Origin of the sequence: Streptomyces sp. NRRL F-6676, from assembly GCF_000725625.1 — a bacterium.
Lineage (GTDB): Bacteria > Actinomycetota > Actinomycetes > Streptomycetales > Streptomycetaceae > Streptomyces.
The window spans coordinates 1-19,972 of sequence record NZ_JOHS01000092.1; the positions used below are offsets into that span (position 1 = coordinate 1).

19 protein-coding genes, 1 rRNA gene and 1 pseudogene are annotated in these 19,972 nt (G+C 72.2%); 4 read left to right on the forward strand and 17 right to left on the reverse strand.

Features of this window, described 5'->3' with window-relative positions; genetic code table 11:
- Positions 1-268 (reverse strand): annotated as a pseudogene (locus tag IO29_RS30540) (hypothetical protein); the annotation flags it as partial.
- Positions 269-429: 161 nt separating this feature from the next.
- Positions 430-804 (reverse strand): winged helix-turn-helix transcriptional regulator, encoded by a 375-nt coding sequence (locus IO29_RS30545; RefSeq protein WP_030383321.1) that lies wholly within the window; start codon positions 802-804, stop codon positions 430-432.
- A gap of 101 nt (positions 805-905) precedes the next feature.
- Between IO29_RS30545 and IO29_RS30550 the strand changes: the two genes are divergently transcribed.
- Complete coding sequence (locus IO29_RS30550; RefSeq protein WP_030383322.1) at positions 906-1,745, forward strand: SDR family oxidoreductase; 840 nt, start codon at positions 906-908, stop codon at positions 1,743-1,745.
- An 84-nt stretch (positions 1,746-1,829) separates the two neighbouring features.
- Here the strand turns inward: IO29_RS30550 and IO29_RS30555 are convergent, their stop codons facing one another.
- From IO29_RS30555 to IO29_RS30575, 5 genes are all read right to left on the reverse strand, one after another.
- A complete protein-coding gene (locus tag IO29_RS30555) occupies positions 1,830-3,545 on the reverse strand; it encodes a bifunctional uroporphyrinogen-III C-methyltransferase/uroporphyrinogen-III synthase (RefSeq protein WP_030383323.1) in 1,716 nt (571 codons plus the stop codon).
- Positions 3,542-4,513, reverse strand: coding sequence for a hydroxymethylbilane synthase (gene hemC / locus IO29_RS30560; protein ID WP_030383324.1), 972 nt, complete (start codon positions 4,511-4,513; stop codon positions 3,542-3,544). The genes IO29_RS30555 and hemC overlap by 4 nt, the downstream gene beginning before the upstream one ends.
- The gene (locus IO29_RS30565; RefSeq protein WP_030383325.1) at positions 4,510-6,300 is read right to left on the reverse strand and encodes a glutamyl-tRNA reductase; all 1,791 of its coding nucleotides are present in this window, start codon (positions 6,298-6,300) and stop codon (positions 4,510-4,512) included. The genes hemC and IO29_RS30565 overlap by 4 nt, the downstream gene beginning before the upstream one ends.
- Complete coding sequence (locus tag IO29_RS30570) at positions 6,297-7,121, reverse strand: redox-sensing transcriptional repressor Rex (RefSeq protein WP_030383326.1); 825 nt, start codon at positions 7,119-7,121, stop codon at positions 6,297-6,299. The genes IO29_RS30565 and IO29_RS30570 overlap by 4 nt, the downstream gene beginning before the upstream one ends.
- Positions 7,122-7,432: 311 nt before the next feature.
- Positions 7,433-7,696 (reverse strand): glutaredoxin family protein, encoded by a 264-nt coding sequence (locus IO29_RS30575; RefSeq protein WP_030383327.1) that lies wholly within the window; start codon positions 7,694-7,696, stop codon positions 7,433-7,435.
- 274 nt (positions 7,697-7,970) lie between these two features.
- Between IO29_RS30575 and IO29_RS30580 the strand changes: the two genes are divergently transcribed.
- From IO29_RS30580 to IO29_RS30590, 3 genes are all read left to right on the forward strand, one after another.
- Positions 7,971-8,906, forward strand: a complete 936-nt coding sequence (locus IO29_RS30580; protein ID WP_030383328.1) for an HAD family hydrolase — start codon at positions 7,971-7,973, stop codon at positions 8,904-8,906.
- A gap of 405 nt (positions 8,907-9,311) precedes the next feature.
- Positions 9,312-10,085 carry an ECF subfamily RNA polymerase sigma factor, BldN family gene (locus IO29_RS30585; RefSeq protein ID WP_030383329.1) on the forward strand — a complete coding sequence of 258 codons (774 nt, stop codon included), beginning with the start codon at positions 9,312-9,314 and terminating at the stop codon, positions 10,083-10,085.
- Positions 10,086-10,392: 307 nt separating this feature from the next.
- Positions 10,393-11,631 (forward strand): DUF5667 domain-containing protein, encoded by a 1,239-nt coding sequence (locus IO29_RS30590; RefSeq protein ID WP_030383330.1) that lies wholly within the window; start codon positions 10,393-10,395, stop codon positions 11,629-11,631.
- A gap of 92 nt (positions 11,632-11,723) precedes the next feature.
- Here the strand turns inward: IO29_RS30590 and IO29_RS30595 are convergent, their stop codons facing one another.
- The 10 genes from IO29_RS30595 to rrf form a co-directional block, all read right to left on the reverse strand.
- Complete coding sequence (locus tag IO29_RS30595) at positions 11,724-12,785, reverse strand: lysophospholipid acyltransferase family protein (protein WP_030994115.1); 1,062 nt, start codon at positions 12,783-12,785, stop codon at positions 11,724-11,726.
- 44 nt (positions 12,786-12,829) lie between these two features.
- Positions 12,830-13,912 (reverse strand): NAD-dependent epimerase/dehydratase family protein, encoded by a 1,083-nt coding sequence (locus IO29_RS30600; RefSeq protein ID WP_030383332.1) that lies wholly within the window; start codon positions 13,910-13,912, stop codon positions 12,830-12,832.
- A gap of 265 nt (positions 13,913-14,177) precedes the next feature.
- A complete protein-coding gene (locus tag IO29_RS37315; RefSeq protein ID WP_003948845.1) occupies positions 14,178-14,276 on the reverse strand; it encodes a 30S ribosomal protein bS22 in 99 nt (32 codons plus the stop codon).
- A gap of 207 nt (positions 14,277-14,483) precedes the next feature.
- Positions 14,484-14,696: a helix-turn-helix domain-containing protein gene (locus IO29_RS30605; protein WP_006138960.1), complete on the reverse strand. Its 213-nt coding sequence runs from the start codon at positions 14,694-14,696 to the stop codon at positions 14,484-14,486.
- A gap of 130 nt (positions 14,697-14,826) precedes the next feature.
- A complete protein-coding gene (locus tag IO29_RS30610; protein ID WP_106969934.1) occupies positions 14,827-15,639 on the reverse strand; it encodes a phosphatase in 813 nt (270 codons plus the stop codon).
- A 201-nt stretch (positions 15,640-15,840) separates the two neighbouring features.
- Complete coding sequence (locus IO29_RS30615; protein WP_030383335.1) at positions 15,841-17,013, reverse strand: acetoin utilization protein AcuC; 1,173 nt, start codon at positions 17,011-17,013, stop codon at positions 15,841-15,843.
- Positions 16,964-18,199: an MFS transporter gene (locus IO29_RS30620; protein ID WP_030383336.1), complete on the reverse strand. Its 1,236-nt coding sequence runs from the start codon at positions 18,197-18,199 to the stop codon at positions 16,964-16,966. Before IO29_RS30620 ends, IO29_RS30615 begins: the two co-directional genes overlap by 50 nt.
- A 111-nt stretch (positions 18,200-18,310) precedes the next feature.
- Entirely contained in the window at positions 18,311-19,066 is a 756-nt protein-coding gene (locus IO29_RS30625) for a VC0807 family protein (RefSeq protein WP_030383337.1), read from the reverse strand.
- Positions 19,067-19,170: 104 nt separating this feature from the next.
- On the reverse strand, positions 19,171-19,815 hold the full coding sequence (locus IO29_RS30630; RefSeq protein WP_030383338.1) for an HAD family hydrolase: 645 nt from the start codon (positions 19,813-19,815) through the stop codon (positions 19,171-19,173).
- Between the two features lie 61 nt (positions 19,816-19,876).
- A 5S ribosomal RNA gene (gene rrf / locus IO29_RS35805) occupies positions 19,877-19,972 on the reverse strand; the annotation flags it as partial.

Sequence of the window (19,972 nt, forward strand, 5' to 3'; positions counted from 1 at the left end):
CCACCAGCACCACCACCGGACCCCGCCGCGACTGCCGACCCTCACACGACACATTCACCGAATGACCCTCGACGTTGATCTTCTTCTCCCCGACGAAGGCGTCCCCGCGGTCGGCGTGACTCGTGTGCGTGGTCCACGCGGCGCTCGCCGCGTCCCGCACCCCCAGCCCGCCGTCCCCCTTGGCCTGCGCCACGCCGGCGTATCCGAGACCGGCGGCGGCGGTGCAGCAGAGGGTGGCGACGGCGGTGGCCTTGAGCATGCGGTTCATGGGGTCCTCCAGACGGACAAGGAAGCGGTCAGCGAACGGTGGACCCGTTCACCAGGCCCTCGGCCCAGTCCCTGCGGCCATGACCGAACGCTATGGATTTCCGCCGTCGGAATCGTCACCCCACCGTGGACACCTGCCCGTAGCTCCCCAGGGGGACAACGTCAGGGACGTGGCCCCTCGCGGGACAGCCGGTCGGTGATCCGGTCGAACAGTTCGGTCAGCGGCTCGCCGACCTCCCGGCCGAACTCCGTCAGCCCGTACGTCACTTGGGGCGGCGTCGTCGGCTCGACCTTGCGCCAGACCAGTCCGTCCTGGACGAGCGTCCGCAGGGTCTGGGCGAGCATCTTCTCGCTGATGCCCTGGATGCTCTCACGCAGCTCGTAGAACCGGAGGTCGGTGCTCCGCAGGGAGATCAGTACCCAGACGCCCCACCTGCTGGTCACATGGTCGACCATGTCCCGCGCGAGGCAGTCGGTGTGAAACACCTCATAGCGCCTGCCCGCCCCGGCCCGTCTGTCCTGCACGCCTCCCGCCATGCCATGAGCTTACCTCCAGGTATGCCCTTACAAAAAGTAAGCCCGCACTCCTAGCGTCTGGAGCGCACACGACATCCCCGCACGACCCCGAGGAGTTGGACATGATCGTGGTGACCGGAGCCACCGGAAACATCGGACGGCCGTTGACGCGCGCGCTCGCCGAGGCGGGCGAGCGGGTGACGGCGGTCTCCCGGCACCCGGCGGCGGTGCCGGACGGCGTCCGCCACGTGGTGGCCGACCTCGCCGAGCCGGCCGCGCTCGGGCCCGCGCTGACCGGCGCGAAGTCGCTGTTCCTCCTGCTCTCCGGCGATCTGCACGCGGCGGGGGCCAACCCCGCCGACCTCATCGCCGAAGCCGCGGCACACGGAGTGCGCCGCGTCGTCCTGCTCTCCACGCTCGGGGTGGTGACCAGGCCCTTCGGGACCACCCGGGTCGCGATGCGCGCGCTGGAGGACACCCTGCGGGAGTCCGGCCTGGAGTGGGCCGTCCTGCGGCCGGGCGGCTTCGCCTCCAACGCCCTGTGGTGGGCGGAATCCGTCCGCACCCGGCAGCTCGTCGCCGCGCCCTTCGGTGACATCGGGGTGCCCGTCGTCGACCCGGCGGACATCGCGGCGGTCGCGGCGGCCTGCCTGCTGGAGGACCGGCACACCGGCCGCGCCTACGCGCTGACCGGCCCGGAGGTGATCACCCCGCGCGAGCAGACCGCGGCCCTCGCCGCCGCGCTGGACTCGCCCGTCCGCTTCCACGAACTGACCCGCGCCGAGGCCAAGGCCGCCATGTCGCGGAGCATGCCGCCGGAGCTCGCCGACGACACGCTGGACATCCTCGGCGCCCCGAGCCCGGCGGAGCTGGAGGTCAGCCCGGACGTCGAGCGGGTACTGGGCCGCGCCCCGCGCACCTTCGCGGACTGGGCCGCCCGCAACGCGGCCGCGTTCCGCTGAGCCCGACCGGCACAGCTGTGTCCCCGCACCCGAGCCGACTCGGGTACGGGGACACAGCCGTACGAACACCGCCGCAGCGAACCGTTACGTCGTGGTCGTCGAGCGCCTCCGGCGCGAACCGGGGCGGCGTTCGCTCGGGCGGGTGACCGGGTCGCCCGCCTCCAGCGCCGCACGGCGGCGGCGGGCGCCGAAGTCCGCCAGCGCCTCGGCCAGCTTCTGGACCGACGGCTCGGGGGACATGACGTCCACCCGCAGCCCGTGCTCCTCCGCCGTCTTCGCCGTCGCCGGGCCGATGCAGGCGATGACCGTGACGTTGTGCGGCTTGCCGGCGATGCCGACCAGGTTCCGGACCGTCGAGGACGACGTGAACAGGACCGCGTCGAAGCCGCCGCCCTTGATCGCCTCACGCGTCTCCGCGGGCGGCGGCGAGGCGCGCACCGTGCGGTAGGCGGTGACGTCGTCGACCTCCCAGCCCAGCTCGATCAGACCGGCCACCAGGGTCTCGGTGGCGATGTCGGCACGCGGCAGGAAGACTCTGTCGATCGGGTCGAACACCGGGTCGTACGGCGGCCAGTCCTCCAGCAGACCCGCCGCCGACTGCTCACCGCTCGGCACCAGGTCCGGCTTCACGCCGAAGGCGATCAGCGCGTGCGCGGTCTGTTCGCCGACCGCGGCGACCTTGATGCCCGCGAAGGCGCGCGCGTCCAGGCCGTACTCCTCGAACTTCTCCCGGACCGCCTTGACCGCGTTGACCGAGGTGAACGCGATCCACTCGTAGCGGCCGGTGACCAGGCCCTTGACCGCGCGCTCCATCTGCTGGGGCGTGCGCGGCGGCTCGACGGCGATCGTCGGGACCTCGTGCGGCACGGCGCCGTAGGAGCGCAGCTGGTCGGAGAGCGAGGCCGCCTGCTCCTTGGTGCGCGGGACGAGCACCTTCCAGCCGAACAGCGGCTTGGACTCGAACCAGGACAGCCGCTCGCGCCGGTCGGGGGCGGAGCGCTCGCCGACGACGGCTATCACCGGGCGGCCGCCCTCCGGCGAGGGCAGCACCTTGGCCTGCTTCAGCGTCTGCGCGATCGTGCCGAGCGTGGCGGCCCAGGTGCGCTGCCGCGTCGTCGTCCCGGCGACCGTCACGGTCAGCGGAGTGTCCGGCTTGCGGCCCCCGGTCACCAGTTCGCCCGCGGCGACGGCCACCGAGTCCAGCGTGGTGGAGACGACGACCGTGCAGTCGGAGGCGCCGACCTCGCTCCAGCAGCGGTCGGAGGCGGTACGGGCGTCCACGAACCGGACGTCCGTGCCCTCGGCGTCCCGCAGCGGCACCCCGGCGTACGCCGGCACGCCGACGACGGTCGCGATGCCGGGCACCACCTCGAAGGTGACGCCCGCGGCGGCGCAGGCCAGCATCTCCTCGGCGGCGCACGTGTCGAGCCCGGGGTCGCCGGTCACCGCACGCACGACCCGCCTGCCGCCCCGCGCGGCCTCCATGACAAGATTGGCGGCATCCCTGGATGCGGGGACCACGGCGGTTGTTGACGCATCGTCAACGACTGCCAGTTGAGGCGTGCCCGTGCCCGCGTACGGAGCAGAAGACGACACAGCGGCGTCCGCGGGCAGTACGGAGACGCCCGGCGGGGCGTGCACGCGTACGACGTCGAGCACGTCCGGCTCGGCGACGAGCACGTCCGCGTGCGCCAGCGCCTCCACGGCGCGCAGGGTCAGCAGCCCCGGATCCCCGGGTCCGGCACCCAGGAAGGTGACGTGCCCGGATACGTGGCCGGCGGGAAGGTTGGTGGGGCTCACTGCGCTCGCTCCCCCATCAGACCGGCCGCGCCCTTGGCCAGCATCTCGGAGGCGAGTTCGCGACCGAGCGCCATTGCCTGGTCGTGCGTCTCGGGCACGGGACCGGTGGTGGACAGCTGCACCAGCGTCGAGCCGTCGGTCGTGCCGACGACGCCGCGCAGGCGCATTTCCTTGACAATCCGCCCGTCGTCCAGGACGTCGGCCAGCGCGCCCACAGGTGCGCTGCAACCGGCCTCCAGGGCGCCGAGCAGGGCTCGCTCGGCGGTGACGGCGGCCCGGGTGAACGGGTCGTCGAGCTCCGCGAGCGCGCGGGTGAGTGCGGCGTCGGCGGCGTTGTCCGCCGTCCGGCACTCGACCGCCAGGGCCCCCTGGCCGGGGGCCGGCAGCACGGTGTCGACCGACAGGAAGTCGGTCACCTCGGACGTCCTGCCGATCCGGTTCAGGCCGGCGGCGGCCAGTACGACCGCGTCCAGCTCACCGCCGCGGACGTATCCGATCCGGGTGTCGATGTTGCCGCGGATCGGCACCGTCTCGATGCGCATGCCGTGGTCGCGGGCGTACGCGTTCAGCTGCGCCATGCGGCGCGGCGAGCCGGTGCCGACGCGGGAGCCGGCCGGCAGTTCGGTGAAGGCCAGCCCGTCCCGCGCGATCAGCACGTCCCGCGGGTCCTCGCGCCTGGGCACGGCGGCCAGCGTCAGCTCGTCGGGCTGCGTGGTCGGCAGGTCCTTGAGCGAGTGGACGGCGAAGTCGACGTCGCCGCGCACCAGCGCCTCGCGCAGGGCGGCGACGAACACGCCGGTGCCGCCGATCTGCGCCAGGTGCTCGCGCGAGGTGTCGCCGTACGTCGTGATCTCCACGAGCTCGACGGGCCGTCCGGTCACCTGGCTGACGGCATCGGCCACCTGTCCGGACTGGGCCATGGCCAGCTTGCTGCGCCTGGTCCCCAGCCTCAGTGCCTGCTCAGTCATGCTCGCCCTCGGTTCCTGGCGTTCTCGGTGTTCTTCATGGTGCTCGTGGGGCCCGGGGCCGCGAGGCCGGTGACCGCGCCGACCGGGGGCCGGTCGGCGCCGTCCGCCCGGGAGACCCGGGCGACCGTCTCGGGATCCAGGTCGAACAGGGTCCGCAACGCGTCCGCGTACCCGGCGCCGCCGGGCTCGGCGGCCAGCTGCTTGACCCGTACGGTCGGGGCGTGCAGCAGTTTGTCGACGACGCGCCGCACGGTCTGGGTGATCTCCCCGCGCTGCTTGTCGTCGAGGTCCGGCAGGCGTCCGTCGAGCCGGGCGATCTCGCTCGCGACCACGTCGGCAGCCATCGTACGCAGCGCGACGACCGTCGGGGTGATGTGCGCGGCCCGCTGGGCGGCGCCGAACGCCGCGACCTCGTCGGAGACGATGCGGCGGACCTGCTCGACGTCGGCCGCCATCGGTGCGTCGGCGGAGGCGTCGGCCAGCGACTCGATGTCGACCAGGCGCACGCCGAGCAGCCGGTGCACGGCCGCGTCGACGTCCCTCGGCATCGCCAGGTCGAGCACCGACAGCACGGGGGTGGGGCGCGGGATCTCGGCGACCGGCTCGGGAACGCGGCGCTCGGGGATGCGGCCGACGGCGGTGGCCGTGGCGGCGAGCGCGGCGATCAGCTCGGCGTCGTCCTCGGGGGTGCGCTCCGGCGCACGGCGGCCGCCTTCGCGGCGGTCGGCGGTACCGGTGCCCTTGTCGACCCAGACGGCGTGCTGTTCGAGCGCCGCGGCGTCCAGACCGGCGACGGCGGCCTCGCCCGCGACGGAGAAACCGGTGGCGGCGCCCTGCACGGCGGACAGGTCCAGCGGACAGTTCTCGTCACCGGTGGCGGGCTGCGCGGGGCTCGCGGCGGCGGGCGCGGGCGCGGTGGCACCGGCCGCGACGCGCGGCGCGGGGACGCGGCCCTCGACGGCCGCGGCGACCTCCTGGGCGTTCAGCACCAGGCCGGTCGCGCCCGTACAGGACACCGCGACATCGGCACGTGTCAGCTCGTCGGGCACCGTTTCCATCGGGACGGCCCTGGCGGTGACGTCCGTGTCGTCGCCCTCGGTGAGGATCCGCGCGAGCCGTTCGGCGCGCTCCTGCGTGCGGTTGGCGATCACGACCTCGGCCACTCCGGCCCGGGCGAGCGTCGCCGCGGCCAGCGAGGACATCGAGCCGGCGCCGATCACCAGGGCGCGCTTGCCGCGGGCCCAGCCCTCCACCGGGGCACCGGCGGCGAGCTGTTCCAGGCCGAAGGTGACCAGGGACTGCCCGGCGCGGTCGATACCGGTCTCGGAGTGGGCGCGCTTGCCGACCCGCAGCGCCTGCTGGAACAGGTCGTTCAGCAGCCGTCCGGCGGTGTGCAGCTCCTGCGCGGTGGCCAGGGAGTCCTTGATCTGGCCGAGGATCTGGCCCTCGCCCACGACCATCGAGTCCAGTCCGCAGGCCACCGAGAACAGGTGGTGGACGGCGCGGTCCTCGTAGTGCACATAAAGATAAGGAGTGAGCTCGTCCAGACCGACGCCGCTGTGCTGGGCGAGCAGCGTGGACAGCTCGGCGACGCCCGCGTGGAACTTGTCCACGTCGGCGTAGAGCTCTATGCGGTTGCAGGTGGCGAGCACCGCGGCCTCGGTGGCCGGTTCGGCGGCGACCGTGTCCTGGACCAGCTTGGCCTGGGCGTCCGCGTTCAGGGCGGCGCGCTCCAGGACGCTGACGGGGGCGCTGCGGTGGCTCAGTCCGACGACGAGGAGACTCATGCCGGCATCACGGCGGGGACGTCCCCGTCGGGCCCCTGATCGGGGGAGACGGACTGCTCGGCGACGGCAGCGGCCTGGCTCCTGGCGGTCCGCTTGACGGCGGCCGGCGGCTCCTCGGCGGCGGGGAGGGCACCGTCGATGCCGGCGCCCGGGTTCTCCTCGCCGGCCTTGCGCTGCTCGTGGAAGGCGAGGATCTGCAACTCGATGGAGAGGTCGACCTTGCGCACGTCGACGCCGTCCGGGACGGACAGCACGGTCGGCGCGAAGTTCAGGATGGAGGTGACACCGGCGGCGACGAGCCGCTCGCAGACCTGCTGGGCGGCGCCGGCCGGGGTGGCGATGACGCCGATCGACACGCCGTTGTCGTCGATGATCTTCTCGAGGTCGTCGGTGTGCTGCACCGGGATGCCCGCGACGGCCCTGCCGGTCAGCGCCGGATCGGCGTCGATGAGGGCGGCGACGCGGAAGCCGCGGGAGGCGAAACCGCCGTAGTTGGCGAGGGCGGCGCCGAGGTTGCCGATACCGACGATGACGACCGGCCAGTCCTGCGTCAGACCCAGCTCACGGGAGATCTGGTAGACGAGGTACTCGACGTCGTACCCCACGCCCCGGGTCCCGTAGGAGCCGAGGTAGGAGAAGTCCTTGCGCAGCTTGGCGGAGTTGACCCCCGCCGCGGCCGCGAGCTCCTCCGAGGAGACCGTGGGTACCGAGCGCTCCGACAGTGCGGTGAGGGCTCGGAGGTACAGCGGGAGACGGGCGACGGTGGCCTCGGGGATTCCTCGGCTGCGGGTCGCCGGTCGGTGAGTTCGGCCAGTTGCCACGGTGCTCCTGCGGGTAGAGCGGGGCTGTAGGCGGTCGTGTGTCCCCGGACCGCCCCGTCGAAAGCAGGCTATGTCTTTGTGAACGCGTGCACAAAGATGGTGTCCGATTTGCCCGGCCAACGTGACCGGGCTCACGCGAGGATGGTGGGGTTCCGGGGAACCGGTGCGGGTGCACACGTGTTCCTCTCCTCCTGGGGGCAAAACCGCACACTCTCCTCGACGATCCCGCCCCCCGAGATACGAACGCCTTCGATCCTAAGCGACGGGAGGGGTTCTTTGGACTGGTCGGTCAGGCGGCCCCGCCGGGTGGATCAGCCGAGGGCTTTGCGGAGGCGATCTTCGTTCACGCGCCAGAAGGTGTGCTGTTCGCCGTCGATGAGCACGACGGGGATCTGCTCCCAGTAACGGCGGTTGAGGTCCTCGTCCTGGGTGATGTCCTTCTGTTCCCAGGGGACGCCGAGGTCGGCGCACACCTTGGCGACGACGGCCTCGGCGTCGTCACAGAGGTGACAGCCGGGTTTGCGCACGAGGGTGACGAGAGAGGCGCGCGGGGCGCGCCGAAACAGAGGCGGCATACCCCTCATTCTCCTCCGGGCGGACCCCCACGGGCTCTCCTTCGCCCCCGCCGCCTCTGTCAGGGGCGCGGGGAACCGCGCAATCTTGTGGGGGGTCCGGGGGCTTGCCTCCGGGGACGGGAATGGGAAGGGGCGGCGGGGGCGAGGCAACTGCGAACGGCCCCCGACGACCCGCGGTCGAACTACAACACCTCCGCCCCCCGGAGGAACCACGTTCACGACCCGGCCACCTCCGCGGAGCGGAACGCACAAGGCGACTGGCTATGCTCACCGCATGGCCGCTCTCGCATGGCTCACCCCCCGTAGGCGCTCCGCCACCGCGCGCAGCGTGCTCGCAGGCGAGGCCTCGGCGGAGGCCGCGCGCAAGACGTCCCAGGACGCCACCGACCGGGCCGCCCCCGAACAAGAGGAACAGGAACCCGAGTTCCCCGTCCTCGGCGACGACCGGGCCGCCGCCTTCTTCGACCTGGACAACACCGTCATGCAGGGCGCCGCCCTGTTCCACTTCGGCCGCGGCCTGTACAAACGCAAGTTCTTCGAGACCCGCGACCTGGTCCGCTTCGCCTGGCAGCAGGCCTGGTTCCGGCTGGCCGGCGTCGAGGACCCCGAGCACATGCAGGAGGCCCGCGACTCCGCGCTCTCCATCGTCAAGGGCCACCGCGTCGCCGAGCTCCAGTCGATCGGCGAGGAGATCTACGACGAGTACATGGCCGAGCGCATCTGGCCCGGCACCCGCGCGCTCGCCCAGGCGCATCTCGACGCCGGCCAGAAGGTGTGGCTCGTCACGGCCGCCCCCGTCGAGATCGCCACGGTGATCGCCCGCCGCCTCGGCCTGACCGGCGCACTCGGCACGGTCGCCGAGTCGGTCGGCGGCGTCTACACCGGCAGGCTCGTCGGCGAACCGCTGCACGGCCCGGCCAAGGCGGAGGCCGTCCGCGCCCTGGCGACCGCGGAGGGCCTGGACCTCACCCGCTGCGCCGCGTACAGCGACAGCCACAACGACATCCCGATGCTGTCCCTCGTCGGACACCCGTACGCCATCAACCCCGACGCCAAGCTGCGCAAGCACGCCCGGCAGCTGGACTGGCGCCTGCGGGACTACCGCACCGGGCGCAAGGCGGCCAAGGTCGGCATCCCGGCGGCGGCGGGCGTCGGCGCGGTGGCGGGCGGCACGGCAGCCGCGATCGCCCTGACCCGCCGGCGTCGCTGAGCCGCACCCAGGCACTGACTCGCACCCAGGCACTGACTCGTACCCAGGCACTGACTCGTACCCAGGCGTCACTGACTCGCGCGCAGGCGTTGCCGACATCCCCGCCACCGGCACCCACCGGCGCACCCGTTCGAGGCCCTCTCCCGCCCCCGTAGCCGATCGCCGCCAACACGTCGGACATAGCCGGAACCCGAAGCCGAGCGGTCAACAAGCGGTCACTCCGTGACACGCAAACGCGCTTCGAAGCGCAACAGAAGCGACGTAATCGATGATTTGAGCAACTGGGCGTAGCGCAGCCTGTACGAAGCGTTATTCTCCTCAGACGCAAACCGGTACCCCTCCGTCGCTACGACGGGTGAATGGTTCCGTACTGCACGTGATGAAAGCTCTGCCTCTGGGAGTCCCGTGTACCCACACGTCGGGGTTGACGCCTCGGGCCTGGCTACGCTCCGCGCTACGGTCCACAACCTGCTGCGCGGTCTCGTCCCGACCGCGTACGCCGTCCCCGCCTTCGCCGCCACCGCGCCCGTAGGCCCCTGCTACGCGCTGGCGGACGGCAGTGCCGCCGTCGGCGGAAGACGCGGCCGGCCGAGTTCCGCCACCACCGCCCGCCGCCCGGCGGCGGACAGTGACAGCGCCCGCATGATGGAACTCGTCGAGCGCGCCCAGGCCGGCGAGGCCGAAGCCTTCGGGCGCCTGTACGACCAGTACAGCGACACCGTCCACCGCTACATCTACTACCGCGTGAACAGCAAGGCCACGGCCGAGGACCTCACCAGCGAGACCTTCCTGCGCGCCCTGCGCCGGATCGGCACCTTCACCTGGCAGGGCCGCGACTTCGGCGCCTGGCTGGTCACGATCGCCCGCAACCTCGTCGCCGACCACTTCAAGTCCAGCCGCTTCCGGCTGGAGGTCACCACCGGCGAGATGCTCGACGCCAACGAGGTCGAGCGCTCCCCCGAGGACTCCGTCCTGGAGCACCTCTCCAACGCCGCCCTCCTCGACGCCGTCCGCAGACTCAACCCCCAGCAGCAGGAGTGCGTCACGCTCCGGTTCCTCCAGGGGCTGTCCGTCGCCGAGACCGCCCGGGTCATGGGCAAGAACGAAGGCGCCATCAAGACCCTCCAGTACCGCGCCGTGCGCACCCTCGCCCGGCTGCTGCCCGAGGACGCCCGCTGACGCCGGGCGAAGCACGCTGACGCGAGGGGACGCGGGCCGACGTCCGGGGACGCCGGCCGACACCCACCGACCCCCCGCTCACGGGGTGTCACCTCAACTCACCTTCTGTCAACGGCCGGTTGGCCGTACAGCCGGATCGTCCGCCGTCCGTAACCCAAGTGCCAAGCCGCTCGTTGTGCGGGATACAGGCTCCCTGTGGTCACACCTTGCCGACTCTGCTCACTCTTTCGTGTGCACGTGGTCGGAGGTGTGCAACCCTCAGGACCCCCTGGGGAGTCGACCGTCATGACGAGAGGAGGTGCCGCCAGTGATCGCGAACGTATCGGCGCACCGGCGGGCGAACGCCTTCGCCCAGGCCCTGGAGGAGCTGACCGACCGGGGCCCGGCGGCCGAACAGCCCGACCTTCCGGACACGGCCCCGACCACGGAGGAGGCCGGGCAGCAACGTCTGCTCGCCCTCGCCGCGGGCCTCGGCGAGCTGCCCAAACCGCAGCTGGACCCCGAGGTCAAGGTCGTCCAGCGAGCCCAGCTCGTGGCCGCGATGGAGGCCATGCTGCGCGAGGGCACGGCCGGGGGCGGGGTGCCGGATCCCGCGGTGCCCGAACAACGCGACGCCCGCGCGCGGGGTGCGCACCGGGCGAGCCCGCTGGGCAAACTCCGCCCGCGCACCCGGCTCGCCAAGGGCCTGACCGCCGGCGGGCTCGGCCTCGGCGTGGCCGCCGCGTCGTTCGGCGGAGTCGCCGCCGCGAGCACGGACGCCCTGCCCGGTGACTCGCTCTACGGCCTCAAACGCGGCATCGAGGACGTCCGGCTCAACCTGGCCCACGGCGACTCGGACCGTGGCCGGCTCTACCTCGACCAGGCCTCCACCCGGCTCGGCGAGGCCCGCCGGCTGATGGAGCGCGACCGCTCAGGCCCCCTGGACCACGAGTCCCTGGGCGAGGTCCGCCGCGCGCTCAACGGCATGCGGCACGACGCCTCCGAGGGCCACCGCCTGCTGCACGAGGCATACGCGCACGACCCCGACTCGCTCGGACCCATCCAGGCCCTCTCCGCCTTCTCCCGCTCGCACCGCGAGGCGTGGAGCGAGCTGAGCAGGCGCCTCCCGGTCCAGCTCGGGGACGTCGCCGGTGAGGTGACGGAGGTCTTCGCCGCCATAAACGACGAGGTCGCCCCGCTGCAATCGCTCCTGCCCCCGGCCCCGACGGAGGACGGCACCGACGACGAACAGGGCTCCGCCCCGGCCTCGTCCACCGGCTCCGCCCGCGGCGACCACCGGGAGCCCGGCACCGGCCACCGCAGCGCGTCGGGCAGCAGCCGCAGCGGCGGCGCCGACAAGCCCGAGCCGTCCTCCTCGCACGGTCATGACGAGGGGCTGCTCGGCGGCAACACCGGCGGCCTGCTCGACCCGCCGGAGCACAGCACCGGCACCAGCCCGTCGGCGGGCAGCAGCAGGAACCCGACGATGGAGCCCGACGTCACCCTCCCGCCCCTCCTCCCGGGCCTGCTGCCCGGCCTCGGCATCGACAGCGAGGACGCGGAGTAGGGACGAGGGCGAGTACGGGTACGGCTACGACGGCGGGGGGGGCCCCCGCGTCCCGGGGGGCGCCCCCCGCCGCCCCCTCAGAAGAGGGACCCTCAGAAGAAGACCGACCTCCGCTGCACCAGCAGCTTGTACAGCGTGTGCTGGATCTGCTCCCTGACCTGGTCGGTCAGGTTGAACATCAGCATCGGGTCCTCGGCCGCCTCCGGCGGATAACCGTCCGTCGGGATCGGCTCGCCGAACTGGATCGTCCACTTCGTCGGCAGCGGCACCGCGCCCAGGGGCCCCAGCCACGGGAACGTCGGCGTCAGCGGGAAGTACGGGAAGCCCAGCAGCCGCGCCAGCGTCCTGGAGTTGCCGATCATCGGGTAGATCTCCTCCGCCCCGACGACCGAGCAGGGAATGATCGGCGTGCCGTGCTTGAGCGCCGTCGAGACGAAGCCGCCGCGGCCGAACCGCTGCAATTTGTACCGGTCGCCGAAGGGCTTGCCGAGCCCCTTGAACCCCTCCGGCATCACCCCGACCAGCTCGCCCTGCTCCAGCAGCCGGGCCGCGTCCTCCGCGCAGGCGAGGGTGTGGCCGAGCTTGCGGGCCAGCTCGTTGACGACCGGCAGCACGAACACCAGATCGGCCGCGAGGAGGCGCAGATGCCGCCCCGCCGGATGGTGGTCGTGGACGGCGACCTGCATCATCAGGCCGTCCATCGGCAACGTCCCGGAGTGGTTGGCGACGATCAGCGCCCCGCCCTCCGCCGGGATGTTCTCGATGCCCTTCACCTCGACCCGGAAGTACTTCTCGTACAGCGGCCGCAGCAGCGACATCAGGACCTGGTCGGTGAGCTCCTCGTCGTAACCGAAGTCGTCGACCTCGTACTCGCCGGTCAGCCGGCGGCGCAGAAAGGCGAGCCCGCCGGCGATGCGCCGCTCCAGACCGCCGCCGTCGCCGTCGCCCTCGCCCGGTCCCGCTTCCTCGCCCGCGTCCGTCACGGGGACATCCTCCTGCGCGTCCGCCCCGTCGGGCACGGCCGTGACCCCGCGGGCCCCCGCCGCCGGTTCGCCACCGCGCCGGGCGGCCGGGCTCCGGCGTCGCGGGGACCGGTGCGCGGCGGGCCCGCGGGACCGGTCGTCGTCGAACGGAATGACCTTGGCGTCCGCCATCGTTGCTGCGCTCCTCGGTTGGCGCTCTGCTGTGCGCTCCTGCGTCAGTGGGCGTTCCCGGCGCCCGGCGCCGAGGGACGGGCCGGGGGCCGGCCGCCGCCCAGCGCGGGCAGGGCGGCGATCCGGTCGACGATCCCGGCCACGGTCCGCGGCGGGAGCAGCCCGGGGCCCCGGCCGCGCGCGAAGTCCTCGAACGTCCCGGCGGTCGTGTACGCGGGGGTGAAGCCCAGCGTGTCGCGCATCTGGTCCGTCGCCACCACCCGGCCGTGCGTCAGCAGCCGGAGCTGCTCGGGCGAGAAGTCCGTCATCCCCAGCGTACGGACGGCCGAACCGGCCCAGGTGACGGCGGGCAGCAGCAGCGGCACGGTGGGCCGGCCGAGCCGCCGGGCGCACTGCGACAGCAGCAGCACCCCCTCGCCCGCGATGTTGAAGGTGCCGCTGTTGAGCGTGGCCCGCCGCTCCTCGCCGGCGCCGATCCGCAGCGCCTCGATCACGTCGTCCTCGTGCACGAACTGAAGCCGCGGGTCGTAGCCGAACACGGTGGGCAGCACGGGCAGCGAGAAGTACGAGGCGAGCGGCGAATCCCCGCTCGGACCCAGGATGTTGGCGAACCGCAGCACGCACACGGCCACGTCCGGGCGGCGCCGCGCGAACCCTCGGACGTACCCCTCGACCTCGACGGTGTCCTTGGCGAAGCCACCACTGGGCAGCGACTTCGGCGGGGTCGTCTCGGTGAAGACGGCCGGGTCGCGGGGCGCGGAACCGTACACGTTCGTACTGGACTTCACGACCAGCCGCGAGACCGTCGGCGACTTCTGGCAGGCGCCGAGCAGCTGCATCGTGCCGATGACGTTGGTCTCCTTGACCGAGGCCCGGCTGCCGCTGCCCAGCGGGGTGCCGCTGATGTCCATGTGGACGACCGTGTCGACGGAGGTCTGCGCGAGCACGCGGGCGATGGTCGGCTGCCGGATGTCGGCCCGTACGAACTCGGCGCCGCCCAGGTCGTGCTCGGGGGTCACGGCGTCCACGGCGACGACCCGGTCGACGTCCGGGTCGCGCCCGATCCGCCGCACGAACCGGCCCGCCAACGGACGGGCCACCCCGGTCACCAGCACGACCTTTCCCAAGACCAGTGCCTTCCTTCCGCCGCCGTCGGCTCCGGTACCCCTCGCACGGTGACCCGCACGGTCCCGCGTACCCCCGCAGGCGCCCTACCCGCTCCGGTCATCCGATCAGAACCGGACGCCCGCTGTCACGCCCAACCACCGGATCCGGCCGACGGAACCGGTGCGCGGAGACGGCTGTGGCCCCCCGCCCCGAAAGGCGGAGGGCCACAGAACACGCCGCGACGCATCGCGCGCGCCACCACATACCGCGTACCGCGGGTGCGGCTTACTTCTTGTTGCGGCGCTGCACTCGCGTGCGCTTCAGCAGCTTGCGGTGCTTCTTCTTGGCCATCCGCTTGCGCCGCTTCTTGATAACAGAGCCCACGACTACCCTCGCTCACTTCTCATCACTCGGTGCTGGGCGCCATGGGCCCATACGACCTACGAGGGGCCAGCCTACCCGCACCGGGCGCCGAGCTTGTAATCGAGGGTTCCGGGGGGCCGAGGACCGCCCGGGGACCGTCCTCGCACCGCCCTTCGGACCGCCGTCGGACCGCCCTTCGGACCGCCGGACGGACCGTCCTTTGGACTGTCAGGCCGTCTCCACCCCCACGTAGCTGTCCTTGAGGTATTCGTGCACCGCCTGCTCCGGCACCCGGAAGGACCTGCCCACCCGGATCGCCGGCAGATGACCGCTGTGCACCAGCCGGTACACGGTCATCTTCGACACTCGCATCACCGCGGCGACCTCCGCCACGGTCAGGAACTGAACCTCGTTCAGAGGCCTCTCGCCAGCAGCAGCCATGACACACCTGAACCTTCCGCACTCGACGGCCACCGGCTTCCCCTTCCGGTGACTCTTCGTCGTTGCGTGCTCACTCCCCAGACTAGGGGCGGGTGATGCAAGTGGGGAAGAGGGGGATCTCACCGGCGGCCTACTGTGACAGACACGCTCGATTGAGTACATAGCGAGTAAGCGGCCGGTAGTAAGAGGACCGCGCAGCGTCATCGAGGGGCACGACGACGGACACGCGCCCCTCCGCCTGCCCCACGAAGGGCGCGGGGTCGTTGACGTCGGCCGGTCCGATCGCCTCGAACCCCAGCTGACCTGCGCCGCAGAGCCATCCATGATCGCCGATCACCAGCGCGGGAAGGGGCTCGCCGGCCGCCGCGGCCGCCGCCAGGGCGAGCCGGACGGGCAGCGGCGAGTGCGAGTGTGCGCCGGGCTCACAACCGGCGGCTTCGGCGGCGGGGTCCCGGACGCACCCGACTCCCCGTACGTACGTGAGGTTGTGGGTACGTAGACCGAACCGGGTCGTTATGTCGACACAGTGACCCTGCGCGGGGGTGAGGACAGCACATCCCGCCGTCGACAACGCGTCTGCGAGCGCGGCGTAGAAACCGAGGAGCCGGTGCGGGTGGCCCGTGCCGAGCAGCACGGGTTCCCGGTATCGAGCGGCCCGCTCGAGCCGGGCGGCGAAGGCGTCCAGCGCGACGACGGTACGACCGGGGTCGATCACATCCTGACCGGAAGTGCACCGGGGGTCGTCCGAAACGCCACACCTCTCGGCCATGAGCCGCAGCACTTCCCGCTCGTCCCATACCCCTACGGGATCGACCCCGATCGTCACCCGCGGATCCCGCACCCCGAACAACCGATAACTCCGCAGACTGACTTCCCGCGCGGTCCCCACGATCCCCGCCAGCCCCACCCGGACCAGATACTCCCGCAACCCTTCAGTAACCACCACACTACGGAATGCTACGACGGGGGGTCGCGCCCCAAAGGGGCGCGGGGCTGTGTTGACTTGCGGCTCCGCCGCGCGGGCGCGAGAAGTCCCCACCGGCGGTCAGCCGACAACGCACCCCCGGGGTCCAAGGGGCGGAGCCCCTTGAAGGGAAGGGAAAGGCAGGGGCGGCGGGGGCGAAAAAACTCCCGGGCGACCCCCCTACGGCAACAACCCCCGCAGGGGAAACGCCGCCCGCCGCGTAGCCAGCACCGCCTGGTCCAACCGGTCCGCGGGGTCGTACCCCGCATCCCACCCCGCGTAGGACACGGGCCACCGCCCGTCCGTCATCCGCCCCGGCCCCAACTGCCGCGTCCGCGCGTACACCTTCTGCCGCCACCCCTCCGGAGTCACCGTCTCCGGCGCCACCTCCCGCCCCGCCGCGACCCCCACCAGATGCGCCCACGACCGCGGCACCACGTCCACCACCGCGTAGCCGCCCCCGCCCAGCGCCACCCACCGCCCGTCCGCGTACTCGTGCGCCAGCTCATGACACGCGACCTGCACCGCCCGCTGCGCGTCCAGCGACACCGCCAGATGCGCCAGCGGATCCTCGAAGTGCGTGTCCGCCCCGTGCTGCGACACCACCACCTGCGGCCGGAAGTCCGCCACCAGCTCCGGCACCACCGCGTGGAACGCCCGCAACCACCCCGCGTCCCCCGTCCCCGCGGGCAGCGCCACATTCACCGCCGAGCCCTCCGCGCCCCGCGCGCCCGTCTCCTCCGGCCACCCCGTCTGCGGGAACAGCGTCCTCGGATGCTCGTGCAGCGAGATCGTCAGCACCCGCGGGTCCTCCCAGAACGCCGCCTGCACCCCGTCCCCGTGGTGCACGTCGACATCCACGTACACGACCCGCTCCGCACCCAGCTCCAGCAACCGCGCGATCGCGAGCGCCGCGTCGTTGTACACGCAGAACCCGGACGCCCCGGCCGGCATCGCATGGTGCAACCCGCCCGAGAAGTTGACCGCGTGCAGCGCCTCCCCGCGCCACACCGCCTCCGCCGCGCCCACCGACTGCCCCGCGATCAGCGCGGACACCTCGTGCATCCCGGCGAACGCGGGATCGTCCAGCGTGCCGAGCCCGTACTTCGCGTCGGCCGCCGCCGGATCGGCGGACGCCGCCCGCACCGCCGCGATGTAGTCCTCGCGGTGCACGAGCCGCAGCGTCGACTCCCCGGCGGCCCGGGCCGCGACCACCTCCACGTGCCGGTCGAGCCCGAGCGCGTCGACGAGGTCCTTCGTCAGCGCCAGCCGGACCGGATCCATCGGATGGTCCGGCCCGAAGTCATAGCCCGTTACCCGCTCGTCCCACATCAGCCGTGCGCGCCCGCTCATGCCCGTCACCGTATCTGCCCGCGCGCGGCGCGAACGAGCGGGCGTACCCCAGCGTCACAAGGACGAGCACCATCGGCACGCACATGGCACCCCGGTAGCTCCAGGCGTCCCCCAACGCCCCGACCAGCGGCGATCCGATCAGGAAGCCGACGTAATTGAAGACGTTGAGCCGCGCGATCGCCGTGTCCGACGCCTCCGCCCCACCCTGCTCGAAGGCCCGCCGCCCCGCCGCCGCGAACGTCCCCGGCACCAGCACGCACAACCCGAGCCCCAGCAGGGTGAACCCCAGCATCCCCACCCAGGCCCCCGGCGCCGAGGCCACCACCGCGAACCCCACCGCCGCGACCACCGCCCCGACCCGTACGACCGCCGCGGCACCGAACCGCCGCACCCCGAGATCCCCGAGCGACCGGCCCACCAGGGTCGTCACCATGTACACGTTGTAGGGCACGGTCGCCAGCTGCTCGCTGCTGCCGAGCACGTCCTGGAGATACTTCGCGCTCCAGTTCGAGACGGTCGAGTCCCCGATGTACGCGAAGGTCATCACCAGGCAGAACGGCAACAGCATCCGGAAGACGAGGGACCCGCCCCCGGCACCGCCGGAGACCGCCTCCGACGGCTGGTCGCGCTCCCCGTCGACGTACCACCGGCTGCCCACGAACGCCGCCGGCAGCAGCACGAGCACCACCGGCGCGTACGACACCCACAGCGCGAGGTGCCAGTGCGCCCCCGCCCAGGCGAGCGAGGCACCGAGGATGCCGCCCAGGCTGTACGCGGCGTGGAAACCGAGCATGATGCTGCGCCCGTACGCCCGTTGCAGGCTCACCCCGAGCATGTTCATGGACGCGTCCAGCGCCCCGACGGACAGCCCGAACACGGCGAGCGCGACGCCGAGCAGGGGCATCCGGTCCCCGGAGCCGACCCCGACCAGGGCCAGCAGCACCACCGGCTGCGACCACCGCAGCACCCGGCTCGGCCGGACCCGCTTGACCAGCTGCTCGGTAGTCACACTGCCGACGCCCGCGAGGATCGGTACGGCGGCGAGGAAGACGGGGAGCAGCGCGTCGGAGACGCCGTAGCGGTCCTGGATGGCGGGGATGCGTGTGACGAGGAGGGCGAAGGCGGCGCCCTGCGCGAAGAAGCTGAACGCCAAAGAGGCCCTACCGCGCCGCAGCACATCTGTCATGGCGGCGAGCGTAGGGCCCCGGGCTACCGGTGGGTAGATGCGGTGAAAGATGAACTTCACTCAGCTTCGGGCGAGGCCGACCGGTCCCGACCGGCCTCGGCGTACGGCGCCTCAGCGGGCGACAGCCGCGGCGACCGGCACGGCGGGGGCGGCGGGGACGGCAGAGGCGGCGGGGGCGGTGACGACGTCCTGCCGCTGCTCGCCCGTCTCACCCTCCGCCTCGGCGATCAGCATGTGGGCCATGGGCGCGGCGGCCACCGCACCGCTGACGAGGAACCCGAGGGCCATCGCGGCGACCATGACGACCGAGCCCAGCCACACCATGGTGTCCACGGGGATCGTGTACGCCCCGACCACCCGCAGCACGCACTCGCCGAGCAGCACCGCACCCCACACCAGCGAGAACCGCCGCTCGGCCCGCCGGAACGCCGGCGACCCGCCCAGCAGCCGCTTCCAGGCGGCCTCGCGCCCGGCGTCCCCCTTGACCAGCCACGGCTTCAGCGCCGCCGTCATCATCGGCCGGCCGAGCACGACGGAGACGAGGATGCCGATCCCGATCGCGCTGCTGACGCCACTGTCCTTGGCGAGCATCAGCCGCGGGTCACCGGTGAGGAAGCTGAGCAGCACCCCGACGACGTTGACGAACAGGATCAGGCTCGACAGCACGTTGAACGTGCGCTCCTTCACCACACCCCACACGGTGCGCACGGCGGGAGGGACGCTGCTCCAGGCCAGAGCGGCGACGGTGCCGAGTCCGAGGGCGTCCTTGAGGAGGTAGTACGACCCGATGGGCAGGCCGACGTCGAGGAGGAGCGGCTTGAGGTTCGCGAGGGGGCTCCGGCGGGCTGCTGCGGTGTTCGTCGTCATGGGTAAAGCTTCGCGTCCGGACCCCCTCGGCCAGTAGAAACGATCGTCCGGAGCTCCGCATGACAAATGTCAGCCCATGCCCATGGGCGGGGTCATGCCCCGGCTCATCGCAGCAGGTCGAGCAAGTCCCCCATGTCCCCGAACAGTTGAGTGGCCCCGGCGAGCCGCTCGGGCGGCGTCATCGCGGTGAACCCGTACACGTCCATCCCGGCCGCGACGGCCGCCCGCACCCCGAGCGGACTGTCCTCCACGACCGCACACCGCTCGGCCGGCACCCCCATCCGCTCGGCGGCGTACAGGAACAGATCCGGCGCCGGCTTCCCCCGCCCCACGTCCTGCGAGGAGAAGATCCGGCTCTCCTCGAACCACTGGCCGAGCCCGGCCGCCCGGTGCCCCACCCGGATCCGCTCATGACTCCCGGACGAGGCCACGCAGTACGGCACCCCGTCCGCCGCCAGCTTCTCCAGTACGGCACCGACACCGGCCACCGGCCGCAACTCCCGCTCGAACGCGGCGAACACGCGCGCGTGGAAGACGTCGTCGAAGTCCTCCGGCAACCTCTCCCCGGTCCGCTCCTCGATCAGATCGTGCACACGGTGCATGGCGGCACCCATGTAGTCCCGCAGGGAGTCCTCGTAGGAGGTGGGGTGCCCCAGCTCGGTGAGGTAGGCGGCGAGCAGGGTGTTGGAAAGGGGCTCACTGTCGACGAGGACACCGTCGTTGTCGAAGATGACGAGGTCATAGCGCATGAACGCCACCCTAAACGCAGAAAACCCCGCACCGTGAGGTGCGGGGTTTTCCACAATAATTGTTCGGCGGTGTCCTACTCTCCCACAGGGTCCCCCCTGCAGTACCATCGGCGCTGTAAGGCTTAGCTTCCGGGTTCGGAATGTAACCGGGCGTTTC

Excerpts from the sequence above, each read along its gene's own strand:
- IO29_RS30545 (WP_030383321.1), bottom strand. The coding sequence starts at position 804 with ATGGCGGGAGGCGTGCAGGACAGACGGGCCGGGGCGGGCAGGCGCTAT.
- IO29_RS30550 (WP_030383322.1), top strand. The coding sequence starts at position 906 with ATGATCGTGGTGACCGGAGCCACCGGAAACATCGGACGGCCGTTGACG.
- hemC (WP_030383324.1), bottom strand. The coding sequence starts at position 4,513 with ATGACTGAGCAGGCACTGAGGCTGGGGACCAGGCGCAGCAAGCTGGCC.
- IO29_RS30565 (WP_030383325.1), bottom strand. The coding sequence starts at position 6,300 with ATGAGTCTCCTCGTCGTCGGACTGAGCCACCGCAGCGCCCCCGTCAGC.
- IO29_RS30575 (WP_030383327.1), bottom strand. The coding sequence starts at position 7,696 with ATGCCGCCTCTGTTTCGGCGCGCCCCGCGCGCCTCTCTCGTCACCCTC.
- IO29_RS30580 (WP_030383328.1), top strand. The coding sequence starts at position 7,971 with ATGGCCGCTCTCGCATGGCTCACCCCCCGTAGGCGCTCCGCCACCGCG.
- IO29_RS30595 (WP_030994115.1), bottom strand. The coding sequence starts at position 12,785 with ATGGCGGACGCCAAGGTCATTCCGTTCGACGACGACCGGTCCCGCGGG.
- IO29_RS30605 (WP_006138960.1), bottom strand. The coding sequence starts at position 14,696 with ATGGCTGCTGCTGGCGAGAGGCCTCTGAACGAGGTTCAGTTCCTGACC.
- IO29_RS30615 (WP_030383335.1), bottom strand. The coding sequence starts at position 17,013 with ATGAGCGGGCGCGCACGGCTGATGTGGGACGAGCGGGTAACGGGCTAT.
- IO29_RS30620 (WP_030383336.1), bottom strand. The coding sequence starts at position 18,199 with ATGACAGATGTGCTGCGGCGCGGTAGGGCCTCTTTGGCGTTCAGCTTC.
- IO29_RS30625 (WP_030383337.1), bottom strand. The coding sequence starts at position 19,066 with ATGACGACGAACACCGCAGCAGCCCGCCGGAGCCCCCTCGCGAACCTC.
- IO29_RS30630 (WP_030383338.1), bottom strand. The coding sequence starts at position 19,815 with ATGCGCTATGACCTCGTCATCTTCGACAACGACGGTGTCCTCGTCGAC.